11 protein-coding genes are annotated in these 15,466 nt (G+C 59.9%); 7 read left to right on the top strand and 4 right to left on the bottom strand.

Annotated features, from left to right (window positions below; translation table 11 throughout):
* Positions 1-10 precede the first annotated feature (10 nt).
* From ACO06R_RS16865 to ACO06R_RS16835, 7 genes are all read left to right on the top strand, one after another.
* Complete coding sequence (locus tag ACO06R_RS16865; protein WP_421852667.1) at positions 11-718, top strand: hypothetical protein; 708 nt, start codon at positions 11-13, stop codon at positions 716-718.
* A 695-nt stretch (positions 719-1,413) separates the two neighbouring features.
* On the top strand, positions 1,414-1,974 hold the full coding sequence (gene nusG, locus ACO06R_RS16860; protein ID WP_421852664.1) for a transcription termination/antitermination protein NusG: 561 nt from the start codon (positions 1,414-1,416) through the stop codon (positions 1,972-1,974).
* A gap of 82 nt (positions 1,975-2,056) precedes the next feature.
* The gene (locus ACO06R_RS16855) at positions 2,057-3,367 is read left to right on the top strand and encodes a sugar transferase (protein ID WP_421852661.1); all 1,311 of its coding nucleotides are present in this window, start codon (positions 2,057-2,059) and stop codon (positions 3,365-3,367) included.
* A gap of 609 nt (positions 3,368-3,976) precedes the next feature.
* Positions 3,977-5,095: a non-hydrolyzing UDP-N-acetylglucosamine 2-epimerase gene (gene wecB / locus ACO06R_RS16850; protein WP_421852658.1), complete on the top strand. Its 1,119-nt coding sequence runs from the start codon at positions 3,977-3,979 to the stop codon at positions 5,093-5,095.
* Positions 5,096-5,128: 33 nt separating this feature from the next.
* Complete coding sequence (gene wecC / locus ACO06R_RS16845; protein WP_421852655.1) at positions 5,129-6,427, top strand: UDP-N-acetyl-D-mannosamine dehydrogenase; 1,299 nt, start codon at positions 5,129-5,131, stop codon at positions 6,425-6,427.
* A gap of 375 nt (positions 6,428-6,802) precedes the next feature.
* Positions 6,803-8,275, top strand: coding sequence for a heparinase II/III family protein (locus ACO06R_RS16840; RefSeq protein WP_421852652.1), 1,473 nt, complete (start codon positions 6,803-6,805; stop codon positions 8,273-8,275).
* A complete protein-coding gene (locus ACO06R_RS16835; RefSeq protein ID WP_421852649.1) occupies positions 8,272-9,498 on the top strand; it encodes a glycosyltransferase family 4 protein in 1,227 nt (408 codons plus the stop codon). The genes ACO06R_RS16840 and ACO06R_RS16835 overlap by 4 nt, the downstream gene beginning before the upstream one ends.
* A gap of 92 nt (positions 9,499-9,590) precedes the next feature.
* Here the strand turns inward: ACO06R_RS16835 and ACO06R_RS16830 are convergent, their stop codons facing one another.
* From ACO06R_RS16830 to ACO06R_RS16815, 4 genes are read right to left on the bottom strand one after another with little or no spacing between them, the layout of a single operon-like run.
* Positions 9,591-10,898: an O-antigen ligase family protein gene (locus ACO06R_RS16830; RefSeq protein WP_421852646.1), complete on the bottom strand. Its 1,308-nt coding sequence runs from the start codon at positions 10,896-10,898 to the stop codon at positions 9,591-9,593.
* Positions 10,895-12,121, bottom strand: coding sequence for a hypothetical protein (locus tag ACO06R_RS16825; RefSeq protein WP_421852643.1), 1,227 nt, complete (start codon positions 12,119-12,121; stop codon positions 10,895-10,897). Before ACO06R_RS16825 ends, ACO06R_RS16830 begins: the two co-directional genes overlap by 4 nt.
* Positions 12,024-14,390 (bottom strand): GumC family protein, encoded by a 2,367-nt coding sequence (locus ACO06R_RS16820; protein ID WP_421852639.1) that lies wholly within the window; start codon positions 14,388-14,390, stop codon positions 12,024-12,026. Before ACO06R_RS16820 ends, ACO06R_RS16825 begins: the two co-directional genes overlap by 98 nt.
* A gap of 54 nt (positions 14,391-14,444) precedes the next feature.
* Positions 14,445-15,152 (bottom strand): polysaccharide biosynthesis/export family protein, encoded by a 708-nt coding sequence (locus ACO06R_RS16815; protein WP_421852636.1) that lies wholly within the window; start codon positions 15,150-15,152, stop codon positions 14,445-14,447.
* Positions 15,153-15,466 lie beyond the last annotated feature (314 nt).

The following is a 15,466-nucleotide window of genomic DNA, read 5'->3' as shown; positions in this document are numbered from 1 at the left end:
GCATGTTACCATGTGGGCAAGCACCCTTTATTTATTTGTTTTTGAAATTTCTCCCATGAACTCGACAGCTACGGCGACTGCACTCTCGCTCCTTTTTTCGGTCATGTCAGCAGCCTTTGCGCAAGCTGACCGTTGTGCATGCACTCTTCCGCTATCGGAAAACGACACCGCTGCGGTTGGTGTCATCGCCGCAGCTGACGGCAGTGTCTACACACAGTCGATGGACGGCTTCAGCCTGGCCGTCGATGGCGAACCGGTCTTCCTCGGGTCTCGGATCATTACCGGAGTTGACGGTATGGCTCGTGTTCGCCTTGAGCGCTCCGCAAATATCGGGCCCGCCCGGTGCGGGGTCGATCTGGCGCCGAATTCGGAGCTTGTCCTGTTTTCCATGGACAACAGTATCTGTGTGAGCGTCGACGGCGCTCTATCGGTCCGCCAGACGCGCTCGCAGCCGGTGGGTAGCGAGGCGGATGTGGATAGCTACGGCGCGCCGACCTTGGCTGGCCTTTTGTCCGGCGGAAGCGGTGCAGGTGCCGGGACTGCGGGTGGTGCAGGCGCCGCGGCTGCCGGTGGTGCTGCTGCCGGGGGCATAGCCATCGGCGGCGTTACGATTGGCACGACTGCGGCAGTCGTGGGTGGTGCCTTGGCTGCTGCTGTCGTTGGTGCTGTTGTTGTGAACGAAGTCAGCGGCGGAGGCACGCCGGTCAGCGGGCAATAAGTCCGGCCATCGCTGGTACCGTGAAACAGCCATATTGGCATGGCGAGTGAGTCCGTACCGGATTGGTTTTTCTCATGTTTCTGGTCTGCACCATCGGATAGTCTGAAGTTGATGGCGAACCTGCTCTTATGGAGATTTCGCCGAATTCGGACGCTCATCTCCGTCGCAGGAGGAATGGCGCATTTGGCGTGAAAGCCCATTGTCACGCCAGTCATCCATGACAACACAAGACCGTGAACCGATCTGCGTGTTGCCGGCCTGGAGCTAAAGTTCCGCGCCGAATGCATCGATCCGCACTTGCAGGTTTGCGCCGACAATCGCGCCGCGCCGCATTTCGACAAACGCCTGAAGCGCAGAGAAATCTCCACTCTCGCGGCTACGCGCCACTTTTGCCCGGACCGCCGCACGACGCGTCCTTGCTGGAAATGCAGCAAGCGATAAGCATGTGACAGGGAAATGCGTTGGCATGCGAACCAACCTGTGGAGTGTCGAGAAAAAGCTCAGACTTTCGTTACGGAACCCTATTGGATGCCTGTACGGAATAGGCTAATAATAGCTAGTAATAAAAAACATGTTAAAAGTTGGAATGGCGCCGAGCATTTTAGGGCGCACCTACCGAGTTGGCGTATAAAAACAGATAGTTAACTGGTCAGCCGAATATTTCAGGCGATTGTGCTCGATAAGGGCGAAAGTTATTGAGGGAATGGCGCGAGGCCGGTGCCCACCGGCCTCGTTGCCTAAATCAGATGATTCAGATTTGCGAAGGCGGCGACTGGTATGTCGTTGCGACTAAGCCCGCACGCGAGTCGGTTGCTGCTTGCCAATTGCGCAATCAGGCGTTTGACGCCTTTCTTCCCATGCGAAGGGCGACGACACGCAAGGCAAAGAAGCTGCTGACGAAGCCCAAACCGCTATTTCCCGGATACGTTTTCGTCCGAATGCGCCCGGATTCGGTCCGATGGCGAGCGATAAACGGCACGCTTGGTGTGAAATACATTCTCGCCCAGGATGATCGCCCGATTCCGCTTCCTCGCGGATTTGTTGAAGCCATCCTGGATCGGACTGGCGTCGACGGTGCAGTCAGCTATGGCCCGCAGCTGAAGATTGGCGACAAGGTGTCGGTGATGGCCGGCCCGTTTGCAAACGAGGTGGGGGAATTGATGGCGATGGACGCGCGCGGTCGCGTCGAAGTGCTGATGCGCTTTGCTTCCTCGATGGCGGTCAAAACGACCCGCGACAATCTCCTGCCAGCCTGATTGAACCGGTTGATGCGACAATGCCGTCCCCTCCGCGTGTTCAGCTTAGTCACGGCGCATTCCCCTTACGGAGCGGAATAACGTGAACCCGTCATTCTCACTGCATCATGCGCGTTCCGAAGCTGCGCGCAACTCGAAGAACCGGATCCCGCGCTACGTCACGAGGATCCGCTTTCAATTGTCGGCGGCGATGCTGCTTAGCGTGATCGTCCCGGTCGTGTTGTCGGGTGGGCTTCAGTGCCCGAACGGAATTCCTGACACGGTTTCCAACACGACGTTTGGAGCGTTGTTCGCCGTGCTGGCGAGCTTCGTGCTGGTTCGGCGGCTGCATGGATTTCCGGGTGTGCAGACCGGCATCTACACGCTGTTTGCGGTGAGCATGCCGTTTGCGGTCCTGGCTGTCTTTCTCCTGGTATTCCGGCTCGAATACAGCCGGTTCATTCTGTTTGTGAGTTATGCGATGGCGCTGAGCTGGTTCTCGGTCAGCCAGTGGCTCTATGAGAGGTTTATCCGGCTCCAGTTGGCGGCCGTGCCGGGTGGCAACGTCACGGACCTTCTTTCGATCGACAAGGCGAACTGGACGGTTCTGCAGAGCCCCGGAGCGCCGCCCGGGCAGGTCGCCGGAATCGTTGCTGATTTGCGCTCGAACCTGGGCGAAGAGTGGGAGAAGTATCTTGCAGACGCTACGCTCTCGGGCATTCCCGTCTACCACACCAAGCAGGTGGCCGAATCGCTGACCGGACGTGTCCGGATCGACCATCTGTCGGAAAACGGCTTCGGCTCCCTGCTGCCCAACCTGATCTACCTTCGTGCCAAGCAGATGATCGACTGGGTCGGCGCGCTGGTGGCCTTGCCGTTCTTCGGGCTGGTCCTTCTTGTCGTCGGCCCCCTGATCCTGGTGACTTCGGGGCGCCCCGTCTTCTTCCTTCAAAGGCGGATCGGCTATCGCGGCAAGGAGTTCGTGGTGTTCAAGTTCCGCACCATGACCAACCGGAAGCCGAATGTCTCTGATCGCGAGGCCGCGCAAACCAAGCAGGACGACCAGCGGATTACCGCCGTCGGCGGGGTTTTGCGCAGGTATCGCATCGACGAGTTGCCGCAGATCCTGAACATTCTCAAAGGCGAGATGAGCTGGATCGGCCCGCGGCCGGAAGCCGTGCCGTTGTCGCAATGGTATGAGCAGGAACTGCCGTTCTACCGCTATCGGCACGTCGTCCGTCCCGGTATTTCGGGTTGGGCGCAGGTCAACCAGGGCCATGTCTATGAATCCGACGACGTGCTGGAGAAGCTCCATTACGACTTCTTCTACATCAAGTATCTTTCCTTCTGGCTGGACTGCCTGATCGCGCTTCGCACTATTGAGACCATGGTGCGTGGGTTCGGCTCCAAGTAGCCGGGATCGGACGGGAGCACTCTGCCGGCAGCTCGCGGTGACTGGCCCCGGTCACGTTTTCGTTCGGTCGCGATCATGCGTGCCAAGGGTCGAAATTCGGCAGATAGGGAACTCCGAAAAGGGCAAAGGCTACCGCCCTTTAGGGTTGTTTCAGATTGGAGAATCGTTATGGTTCCCGTGCTTAGTCATGGCGAGATTTTGCTGGCTATATTTTACCATGTATGCCCTTCGGGATCGCCTTGTGCGACCTCCGGTGCGGTAGCTATTCCTGTTTCAACATTTTTTGCATGCCTTTTTGATCGGCTGTGGCCGACCTCTTTCCGGTCAAGATGCAAGGAACACATCTTGGTTTGAGGCGTTCGTGCAAGGTTGATTGCACGGCGTCTGCGATAGCGGAACCGAAGTCCGTCGGCTCTCGGCCACCGGATTGGCTGGCGCGCCGCTTCGGATCGGCGGTGTACGTTCGTACAGCGACTTGCACACACATGTAATCGCCAATGCCATGATTGCTCTTTCGCCGGCATGACGGCGAAAGTCGGGTCGGGCAGGGGGTCCGCAACTTGCCGTGCACGGAATCGCATTAAGAGAATGATCCGGTAAATATATGTAATGAAAGTGCTTTCTGTATTCGGTACGCGCCCGGAGGCGATCAAGATGGCGCCGGTCGTCAAGGGGCTCGAAGCTGCCCGGGACATCGAGTCGCGCGTCTGCGTATCGGCGCAGCATCGTGAAATGCTCGACAAGGTGACAAGCCTGTTCGGGATCGTGCCCGACTACGATCTCGGGGTTATGAAACAGGGGCAAACCTTGTTCGATGTGACGAGTGCGGTACTTGGCGGCACCAGGGAGGTGCTGGATGATTTTCGGCCCGATCTCATGCTGGTTCACGGCGATACGACCACGACCCTGTCGGCGTCGCTGGCTGCGTATTACAGCCGGGTAGCTGTCGGCCATGTCGAGGCTGGCCTGCGAACCAGAAACATCTATTCCCCCTATCCCGAAGAGATCAACCGCCGTGTCACCGGCTTGGTGGCAAGGTTGCACTTCGCGCCGACCGACCCGGCGCGCGAAAACCTGCTCTCGGAAGGTGTTCCAGCAGGGCATGTGTTTGTAACCGGCAACACGGTTATCGACGCTTTGCATCAGGCGGTGAAGCTCGCCGATGCCGATCCGGCCATGTTTGCCGACCTCGAGCGGCAACTTCAGATCGATTCGGCCCGCAAGCTGGTGCTGGTTACCGGTCATCGGCGCGAGAACTTCGGTGGCGGATTTGATCGCGTTTGCGATGCGCTTCTCAAGATCGCTGAACGGCAAGACGTCTCGATCGTTTTCCCGGTCCATCTCAATCCGGCTGTCCGGACCGTGGTTGAGGCAAGGCTTGGCGGTCGCTGCAACATCAGCATCATCCGGCCGCAGGACTACCTGCCCTTCGTCTATCTGATGTCCAAGGCGGATGTGATTCTCACCGATTCTGGAGGCATTCAGGAGGAAGCGCCTTCGTTGGGCAAACCGGTCCTGGTCATGCGCGACACCACCGAAAGACCGGAGGCGGTCGCTGCCGGATCGGTCAAGTTGGTCGGTACCGACACCGATAAAATCGTCTCTGAAACCAATAAGTTACTCGATGATCCTGAAGCCTGCCGGCGCATGTCGTCGGTGCGAAACCCCTATGGCGATGGCAAGGCGACCGAGCGCATCATCGACGCTCTCCGGTCTTGGGCCGGCTAGCCGCTGCCATTCCTCAAACACAAGCTTTCCAAGATGAGCCCTGGTTTCTTCAAGCGTGTCTCGGTCATCGGTCTCGGTTACATCGGCCTGCCGACTGCGGCGATCTTTGCCTCACGTGAGATCGAAGTTGTCGGGGTCGATATCAACCGGCGAGCTGTCGACACGATCAACAGTGGCAAGATCCATATCGTCGAACCGGGCCTTGAGGCGGTTGTGCGCTCGGCCGTGAAGCGGCAGCATTTGCGCGCGACCACAGAGCCGGAAACCGCCGACGCGTTTCTGATTGCTGTGCCCACCCCGTTCAACGGCACAGGGTTCGAACCGGATCTGTCATATGTTCGCGCCGCGTGCGAGGCGATTGCACCTGTGCTTGAGAAGGGCAATCTCATAGTTCTTGAATCGACATCGCCGGTCGGTACGACCGAGAAAATGGCGCACTGGCTTGCTGCGGCCCGGCCGGATCTCGTGTTTCCCGAACATGGCGGCCAGCAAGGCGATATCGATATCGCCTATTGTCCGGAGCGCGTACTGCCGGGAAATGTGATGCGGGAACTGGTGTCCAACGATCGCATAATCGGGGGGCTTGGCAAGCGAGCATCGAACCGGGCCTCTGCGCTGTACAAGACGTTCGTGCAGGGCGACTGCATCGTCACCAATGCCCGTACCGCCGAACTCGCCAAGCTCACCGAAAACAGCTTTCGCGATGTCAATATCGCGTTCGCCAATGAACTTTCGTTGGTCTGCGACCGGCTCGACATCGACGTCTGGGAGCTGATCCACCTCGCCAACCGCCATCCACGGGTCAATATCCTCCAGCCCGGTCCCGGCGTCGGCGGCCACTGCATCGCGGTCGATCCCTGGTTCATAGTCTACAGTGCGCCCGACGAAACTCGCCTCATCAGGACAGCGCGTGAGGTCAACGACCGCAAACCGGAATGGGTGCTGGAGAAGATCCGGGCAGCGATCGGTGCCGCGCTTCTCGCCCGGCCGGCGACCAGCGCCGCGCAGTTGCCGGTGGCGTGCTACGGTCTGGCCTTCAAGCCGGACATCGATGACCTTCGCGAAAGCCCGGCGCTCGAAATCGCGCGCCGGCTCGCCACCGAGCATCCGGGGCCGCTTCTGCTCGTGGAGCCCAATATCGACGCCTTGCCCAGCGGGCTGGAGGGGGCATCGCACGTCACGATCGAGACCGCGCACCGCGAAGCCGCGGTTCATGTGATGCTGGTCGATCATCGCGAGTTCAAGCGATCCGGCGTGCCGTCCGGCGAATGCGTCGATGTGCGTGGCGTCTGGACGGGCGCCGATGCGCTGGGAAGCCAGGCGGCCGCATAACGCCTCCCTCCGGGCGGCAGCGGTCCCGCCGTTCCGCCCCATCCCTTCGCATCCCGCCTTTCAGCCATGATTGACCGACGCGGTCCACTTCGAACCGGCCAGCCAGCGCTTGCCGGCAAGGACGAATGGCCTCCTGCCGGTGGCGATGGACCGCCGGTGTCCACCCACTCGCCGATCGCAAACAGGATCGCGGCATGCAGGCGCCGCCTTTATTGGATTGCGCGCCTGTGGCGCACGGTCCGGCATCTTCGTTCGGCGCAGCTTGTTGGCCGTCTGCGGTACCGGCTGCGCAAGCCGCGCCCGGTTCTCTCACCCGCCGCCATGTTGCGTCCGATTGATGGAACGTGGGTCACACCGCCCGAGCGGCGCGCCAGCATGTCCGGCCCGGGGCAGTTTCGGTTTCTCAATGAAGACGGCGCGCTGGCCGCCCACGGTTGGGACGATCCGGCCAAGGCCAAACTCTGGCGCTACAACCAGCACTATTTCGACGATTTGAACGCCGACAACGCCGACGCCCGCACCAAATGGCACGTCGCGCTGATCGAAGGCTGGATCGCCGACAATTCGCCCGGCAGCGGCACAGGGTGGGAGCCCTATCCAACCTCGCTGCGCATCGTGAACTGGGTGAAATGGTCGTTGGCCGGCAACCGTTTGAGCGAAGGCGCGCAACACTCGCTGGCGGTTCAGGCGCGTTGGCTGATGCGCCGGCTGGAATGGCATCTGCTTGGCAACCACCTTTTCGCCAATGCCAAGGCATTGGTTTTTGCCGGTCTCTTCTTCAAGGGTGATGAAGCGCAACGCTGGCTCGAAAAGGGCTGCGAAATCCTGCGTCGCGAAATTCGCGAGCAGATCCTTGCCGACGGTGGCCAGTTCGAACTCAGTCCGATGTATCACGCCCTGGCGCTCGAGGACGTGCTCGACCTGGTCAATATCGGCAGGGCCTGTGGCCGCGATGACTTGGCGAATGCCTGGAGCGGGATGATCCCCTCGATGCTGGACTGGCTGTCCTGCATGAGCCATCCCGACGGCCGCATTGCGTTTTTCAACGATGCCGCATTCGGCAACGCTCCCGACAACGCCGAGCTCGCCGCCTATGCCCGGCGGCTCGGTTTCAAAGCGCCTGAAGCACAGGGCGCAAAGCGCCATCTTTCAGCGTCGGGTTACGCGAGGCTGGAAAACAGCCAGGCCGTGCTGATCGCCGATCTGGCACGTGTTGGCCCCGACTACCTTCTTGGCCACGCCCATGCCGACACGCTCAGTTTCGAGTGTTCCCTCGGCGGACGGCGCCTGATCGTGAACTCGGGAACTTCGGTCTACGGGGTTTCGCCGGAACGTCTGCGCCAGCGAGGCACTGCCGCGCACTCGACCTTGTGCATGGAGGGGCGGGACTCGTCCGAGGTCTGGTCCGGCTTTCGGGTCGGACGCAGGGCTAGACCGTTTGACGTATCCGTGAAGACCGAAATGAACGCCTTGGTGGCCACCGCCGCGCATGACGGCTACCGGCATCTCCCAGGCCGGCCCGTGCACCGGCGAAGCTGGAACCTGTCGGAGCGGTCATTGCTGGTAGGCGACAGCGTGGAGGGCAGCGGTCGCCGACGCATGGAGGCGAGGTTTCACCTCGGATCGGGCCTCAAAGCCCGACCGAACGGCCGAAACCGGCTCGACCTTCTTGATGAGACCGGCAATCCGGTCGCCGTATTCATCGCGACCGGAGGTGAAGTCCGCGTCGAGCAAGGCACCTGGCACCCGGAATTTGGGGAGAGCGTCCCCAATCAGTGTATTGTCGTGTTTGCCCAAGCCGGCTTGCCGCATCTGTTTAGTTCGACAATAGCGTGGGAAATGCCTTGAAGCTCTTGATTCTCTGCAACTATTTCAAGCCCGACTTGAGCGCTGGTTCGTTTCGCATGCAGGCGCTGGTTCAGGCGCTTGCGGCTTGGCGCAATAGAGGTTTGTGGGTCGACGTCATCACCACGCTCCCTAACCGCTATCGCAGTCTCAAACTTCATGCGCCGGTGTTTGAAGACGATGGATGGCTGCGAATCCACAGGATCGAATTGCCGGCGCACAACAACGGTATGATCGATCAGGCGAGGGCATATATGAGCTATGCGCGCGGCGTTCACGAGATCGTCCGCAACAACCATTGGGATCTGGTTTTCGCCACCTCATCGCGACTGATGACCGCGGCGCTCGGTGCGTATATCTCTCACAGCAAGAACATTCCGCTTTATCTCGATATCCGCGATCTCTTTGCTGAAAACATGGAGGAACTGCTGGCCGGAAAGCCGCAAAGGCTCCTCACGCCTGCTCTTCGGCGCATTGAGCGCATGTCGTTCAGCAAGGCGACGAAGATCAATGTGGTCTCTGAAGGTTTCGTCAATGACATTCGCGACCTGTCGCCGGATTCGGAGATCAGCGTCTTCACGAACGGCATCGACGAACTTTTTCTCGATACCGACTTCTTTGCAGAACCTTTCGGTCGAAACCACCGGAAGCCGGAACCGGACGAAGAGTTGCCGCTGGTCGTTTACGCCGGGAACATGGGAGAGGGGCAGGGCCTGCATCGTGTGATCCCGGATCTGGCGCGCCGCCTTGAAAACAAGGCACGCTTCAGACTGATTGGAGACGGCGGGCGCAAGGTCGCGCTTGAGTCGGCGCTGGCGTCGGCCGGCGTGTCGAACGTCGAGTTGCATTCGCCCGTGCCGCGCGAGGAGCTGCTGGAACACTACCGGCAGGCTGACATCCTTTTCCTGCATTTGAACAAGCTGAACTCGTTCAAGAAAGTGCTCCCGTCGAAAATCTTTGAATACGCCGCCACCGGTAAGCCGATTGTCGCCGGTGTTTCCGGATATGCAGCCGATTTCCTGCGCTCCGAGGTTGCCGATGCGGCGGTCCATGAACCGCTCGACACCGCGTCGCTTGCTTCCGCCATCGTTTCCTTTGCCGGGTGCCAGGAGGGTTCTTCCCGTGAAGGCTTCCGGAGCAAGTTCGCCCGCTCTGCGATCATGGCAAACATGGCAAGTGATGTGATCGGCGTCCTGAAAGCCGCGAAAGACGCCCCCGTCCGCTAGCGGCATCCCGGACTTTGCCGCCAAGGCTCGAAGCCTCCCAAGACACGCTCTGTTTCTCGGCCGGTCCATCGCCGCGCCCGGCTGTGCGCGATTCAGCGCCTTTGGGTCGGCAATCGATCGCCATCCCGGTAAACCGCGCGGTGTTCACGCGGGATTTCGACGCGGTGACTGTTCCCCGGTCTGGAACGCGACCTGCGGGAGGTTTTTTCCGGGGCCTGGCTCGGTTGTGAAAGGGCGCAGGCCGAAAGAAAGGCGAAGGTCAGTGCCAGCGACATCGTTCGCATTGGGTAGTCGATGATCGAGTGGAGGCTGAGCACGATGATCGACAAGGACGCCGCTTGGGCAAGTTTCGAATTGAACATGTTTCGGCTGACCAGCAGGAAATAGCCGGCGATCAGAACGACGCCGGCGGCGCCCAGTTCCAGCACGACTTCGAGATAATCGTTGTGGGCGTGATTGATATAGGTGGTCGTGATGTCGGTGGTTTGCTCGAAGCCCGGATAAACCAGCGGAAAGCTCCCTAGGCCGGATCCCAGGGGCCAGTACTGAAGGATCGCCGTCCAGGTTGTCTCGAAAATCACAAAACGCCGGTCTTCGCCCAGTTCGCCGTATATGTCGAAAGCCCATATGCAGCCCCCCAGGCCAGCGATCCCGATGGCGAGAGCCGACAGCTTCAACCGCCGCTTTCCCTTCCCGAGAGCGAACCAGACCAGGGAAAGGACCGCCATTGCCGCTGACAAAGCCATGCCCGCCCGTGACCCGACCGCAAACAGGATCATCACGAGAAGCGCGCAGACGGTTGCGTATCCCGCCGGGTTCTTCGCCTGCACGATAAAAGTGAATGCGAGAAGCGGCATCATCGCGATTACCAGACTGGAGAAATGGTTCTCGTTGGCGAACAGGCCCGTATATACGTCGTACGGTAACAGGCCGGTCAACACGGTTGTCTGGCCGTATGACAGCTGCACGACCGCAATGGCCGTCTGCAAACAAAGCCCGGCATAAAAGAAGGGAATGCACCGCTGTTGGTTGCGATCGTCCATCGATGCGACAAACAGAAAGAACCCGACCGTGCCGATGGTGAAGAGCGCCGACTCCAGGCTGCGCTGCGGGGTCAGTGACCAGAAGCCGGGCTCGCCTTCGCCGACAAGCGGAATAGGCCGTGTGACCGGTATGAACTGGACGCAGAGCACTGCGATCACCGCCATCGTCGCGATACGGGCAGGATTGCTCAGGCGGTTTGAACCGAAACCGGCCAAGCCCAGGAACAAGGCGGGCATGAGCATGAGTTGCACCAGATGCTCCGTCCAGAGGCCTTGACCGGCACCGCCGCCAAGGACGAGGGTCGTCAGGATCATCGGGCCGGCATATCGCGGCGTTGCGTGAATTGCCGGTTTCATGGTCGGTCTCTGGCGGTCGCGGTGATGGACTTGAGCAGAAGCTCGCCGCGATAGCGGTAGCGCCAGCTCATGGGCGGATTACCGTTATTGAGATAGATCTCCTGCGTCCCACAGTCGTCCGGCGGAACCTCGAAGCGCACCTTGTCGCTCGCTTTGAAGGAGCCGCTCCTCAGCGGATGGTTCGCCAGGATCTTCCCGGTCGACCGGCACCGGACTTTGAGATTTAAAGGCTTTGGCGCAACGAGATCCCGGCCTTCGTATTCGATCTGGAGGTCGAAATGGCCCGGAACCAGGCGCGCGTATTGGTTCAGGTTGCTAAGCCGGATTGGCGTGTCGAGGAAACGGATCGCAATGGCGAAACCGTCGCCGCGTTCTTCACGCACGGCGCTCACTCCCGACTGTCTTCGCAGGTGCCAGTCGAAGTAGTTACCGGAGAGCGGCAGTGCGAAGGAACTGTTGAAAACCTGGTTTGATGGTGTGCTCCCGGCCCGCGTCAACAGGAAGAACAGGTAGGCCTCTTTGGCGCGGTTCTCCCGGATGTAGGCACCGGTCACAACATTGATCATGTGGTCTAGTCCTGCTTCTCCGCGACGCATCCAGTCGAGGATCATGCGGTCCGCAAGCGGCAACGTTGCTGGATTGCGCTGCAGGCTGTTGATCAGCAGATTCTGCGTCGGCAAGTGGCCATGAAACTGGCGCGCGACGGCGCTGTATCCCTCTGGCTCGGATAGCAGGACCGGCAGCAGCGGATCGATGTCGCGCCACCGCTCCTTCCAACGGCGTCCGATAATCTGAAGCTTTGCAGCAGCCGCTTCGAAGTGCCGGTCCTCGATATCGAAGACAAGCTGTCTGGTAAGCGCCTGAATCTCGGTCGGCAACAGGCGCAGCGCTGTTCGAAAGAACTCCGACGCGCGTTTCCTGTCGCCTTCGGCCTGAGCGCGAATGCCCAGGATACTGTGAAACCGGGCATCGATAGGCGACAGGGAAAGGCCGGAAGCCGCAAGTTCTCGCATCGCGGGGTCTTCGATGTTCCGGACCGCAAGTTCGACCCGATGCTCGGAACCTAGCGGGTTGATCCTCAGCGCCAGCGCCGGATCGAACCTTGCCGCAATACCGCTTGCGGCGTTAGCCAGAACTGCGCTTGAAACGGCTAACGAAATCAGTCCCGCCGCGTACCAGCCTGCCAGTGATACCGGTTTTCCGCTTCCCGGATGCACCCCCATCAACCTGGCCCTTGTCATGTTCCAATTCGATCGCTCCGTAGTGGTAGCTGTAGTAGGCGTATTGCGAGTATCGGTAGGCATAGCTGTAGTCGAGCCTGTCGATGGCGAACTTGGTGTATGCCGCGCCCACCACCTTCGCTGACGCGCTTTGCAGGCGTTTCAGGGCGTGTTTTGCGGCCTTGCGCGTGACCCGCTCGGCGGGAACCACGAACACGGTCGCATCGGCGAGGCGGCTGAGAACTGGCGCATCAGCCAGGCCGAGAACCGGCGGCGCGTCCAACACCACGATGTCGTAGGACTTGGTCATCCGTGCCAGACCGAATTCCATTTTCTTCGACATCAGGAGTTCCACCGGATTGGGCGGAATCGTGCCAGCGGTAAGCAGCGTCACATTCGGTACCGTGGTCTGCTGAAGAATTGAGGTGACATCTCCCTCCTGCAGTACGTTGGACAGCATGTTGCTGAGGCCCGCTTTGTTGTCGGCTCCGAACATCTTGTGCATTCGCGGGCTGCGCATGTCGGCGTCCACGACCAGGACCTTCTTGCCGAGCGCGCCGAAATCTTGCGCCAGCTTGTAGGCGGTTGTTGTCTTGCCGTCGCCCCTTTCGGAGGAGGTGACAAGCACCGAAAACATCGAGTCGCCGACACCGGTAAACTGAATGGAGGTTCGCAGCGACCGGTAGGCTTCCGACAGGCTGGACTTGCTGTCCTGCATCGCGTCCTGCACATCGCCATCGGGTACCAGTGGCACGATACCGAGCACCGGGACTTTCAGTTCGGCTTCGATTTGATCGGGGACCGCAAACGTGTTGCGCAACAGCTCGAGCAAATAGGCGATACCCGCCGCAAGTGCGAGAAAGACAACCAGGCACAGCGCCAGATTGAGCCTGAGGCTTGGCGAATAGGGTTCGCGAGGCACGACCGCCGGATCGATGATCGAGGCGTTGGCGGTCTTCAGGTCCGACCCGACGCCGACTTCGTTCAGTTTGGAGATCAGCGTCTCGTATTGCGCCCGGTTCGACTCCACCTCTCTTTGCAGGATCGTGTACTGGATGTTCTTGTCCAGAAAATCGGCTTGTTCCGCCTCAAACTCGGCGATTTCGTCTTCAAGAGCGGAGATTTTTTCCTCCGATTGGACAAAGCGTATCTGCACGGCGCGCGCGATCGCCGCGATCTCGGCATCGACCTGCTTTTGCAGTTCCGATATCTGCGATTGCAAGCGGCGCATCTCCGGAAAGCCCGGTTTCAGCGTTGTCAGTTTCTCCTGGTAGTTTGCTTTCAGTTCGACGATCAGCTGTCGCGTTTCCCGGATCGATTCGCTCTGGAACACATCCGGAAGACTGGCGGCGTCGCCTTCCTCGATCTGCTGCGCATAGACGCCGGCGACGAGGTGTTGCTGCAGCGCCTGGCTTAGCGCTTCGTTCAGCTTGGAGATGTTCTCGGAGATCAGCGATGCGTTGTTGCCGGTAAGCGTGATCCCGGCTTGCTTCGCATAGGCAACAAGAGCCTCCTCCGACGCCTGAAGTTTTACCTTGGTCTCCTGAACCTGCTCCTCGATGAATTGCCGGGCAAGGTCGGAGGTTTCCGCTGTCTTGTCGACATTCTGGTCGATGAAACTGCGTACGGTCTGCAGCGAGACCCCCGCCGCATATTTGGGGTCCGCATGGCTGTAGCTCACCGACAGGATCGATGTGTTTCGGATCAGGTTGACCGACAGCCCTCCGACCAACTTGTCGACGGCCATGAGCTCGCGTTCTTCGGCATCAAGGTGGGCGATGCTGGCGCTTGGTGAGTAACCGAAGACCCGATGGACCAGGTTCATGATGGAAAAGGACGGTCGCGGCGCGAGAAACGCCTCGTCCTCCGCCAACCCGAGCGTGAAAACCACGCGCCGGGCGAGGTCGCGGCTGTGCACCTTCTCGCGCGCGGTCTCGAAGGCGCGGATGTCGGCCGATTGCGAAACCAGTTCCAGATCCTGGATGATCTTGGCGCCTGGCGGGATCACCTCGACATTGGTGGTGGCGCGGTAGAGCGGGGTTTGCACGTAGGTGACCAGCACGCCGACGACGATCCCGGCCGCCAGAAGCGTCGCTATCAGCCATCGGTACTTGATGGCATACCACAGCAACTGCAACGGATCGATGCCGTCTTCTTCTTCCTCCGAATACGGGTCGTACCGCTCATCCTCAAAGTCCCGGGTGCGCGGGAGGTTGGAGCGTGTCAACGCTGCAACGTTATGTCCGGCGCCGCCGGGTTCAAGCTCGTTCACAATCGCCCCAGTCTGTGTCTCATTCGGCGTGCATTTCCAATCCAGATGTCAAGCTCAGAGCGGAAGAACCGCCAGCGTCGAGGCGCTGGTGGCCACGCCGAGAGCCTCTCTGAGATTTCTCATCGCGATTTTGGAACCGGAGGAGAATGACACGATGACGTCGCCTCCGAAGATCCTCGGATCGGGTTCGTTGCCGGTTCGGATCCGCCGGACATTGTAGTTGGCAACCAGCTTGCGTCCGCCGACATCTCGGAACACATAGGTTTTCTGATCGTCGGCGATTGTCGAAAACCCGCCGGCTTGCGCCACGACCTGCAACAGCGTCGAGGTACTCGAAACCGTGTAGACTCCGGGTTTGTTGACCGCGCCGTCGACCGTGATCTTCTGTCCCGCCGACTCCTCGACAAAGACCGATACCTCCGGATTCTGGAGGTACTTCGCGCCATAGGCGCCCTCGATCGCTTTTTCGAGTTCGGGAATGGTTCGACCTGCAGCCTCGATCTCGCCGACCAGCGCCAGATTGATCCGCCCTGCGGTGTCAACTCTCACGGTGCGGTCGAGCTCGTCGACCTGAAACACATCGATCTTGATGAGGTCGTTTTCCGAAAGCCGTTCCGCAAGGCCGTTCTGGGTCCCGCTGGGCGCCGGCAGGGCGGATACAAGGCTGAGATCCGGAGTGTTGCCGGACGGCGTTTCCAACACGCTCCGCTCGTCAAGCGAACCGGACAGGCCGGTACAGCCGCAAACGACCAATGCCGCCACGCTTGTGACCAGGGTGCGCCGAAGACAATGCAAAAACATTCCGAGCCAAACCGAATCGCCAAAAACAACTCCTGAAAATCAGCTTACTAAAAATCAGGGTAATTTGTGACCGGCGTTTTCTCCCGCGAAATGCGGCTCAAGGCAATAGCCGATTTTCAGGACGCTCGAGATGCTGTGGAGTACCGCCGATTTGTGGCCTTGCGGCGTTTACGATTCCGTCAGGGTGCAAGGCGGTTCCGGCGGCGGGGCATGCGTGCCCTGCCGCGTGCGCTCGTTGTCGTTGTCGCTCCTGAAAGAAACGCGTTTTGAAGGAA

It is taken from the genome of Oricola sp. (assembly GCF_965230365.1).
Classification (GTDB): domain Bacteria; phylum Pseudomonadota; class Alphaproteobacteria; order Rhizobiales; family Rhizobiaceae; genus Oricola.
The sequence above is the reverse complement of the archived record's forward strand: the minus strand, read 5'-3'. Positions and strand labels throughout refer to the sequence as shown.

Coding starts and splice junctions, on each gene's coding strand:
- ACO06R_RS16865 (WP_421852667.1), top strand. CDS start 11: ATGTGGGCAAGCACCCTTTATTTATTTGTTTTTGAAATTTCTCCCATG.
- wecB (WP_421852658.1), top strand. CDS start 3,977: ATGAAAGTGCTTTCTGTATTCGGTACGCGCCCGGAGGCGATCAAGATG.
- wecC (WP_421852655.1), top strand. CDS start 5,129: ATGAGCCCTGGTTTCTTCAAGCGTGTCTCGGTCATCGGTCTCGGTTAC.
- ACO06R_RS16840 (WP_421852652.1), top strand. CDS start 6,803: ATGTCCGGCCCGGGGCAGTTTCGGTTTCTCAATGAAGACGGCGCGCTG.
- ACO06R_RS16830 (WP_421852646.1), bottom strand. CDS start 10,898: ATGAAACCGGCAATTCACGCAACGCCGCGATATGCCGGCCCGATGATC.
- ACO06R_RS16825 (WP_421852643.1), bottom strand. CDS start 12,121: ATGGGGGTGCATCCGGGAAGCGGAAAACCGGTATCACTGGCAGGCTGG.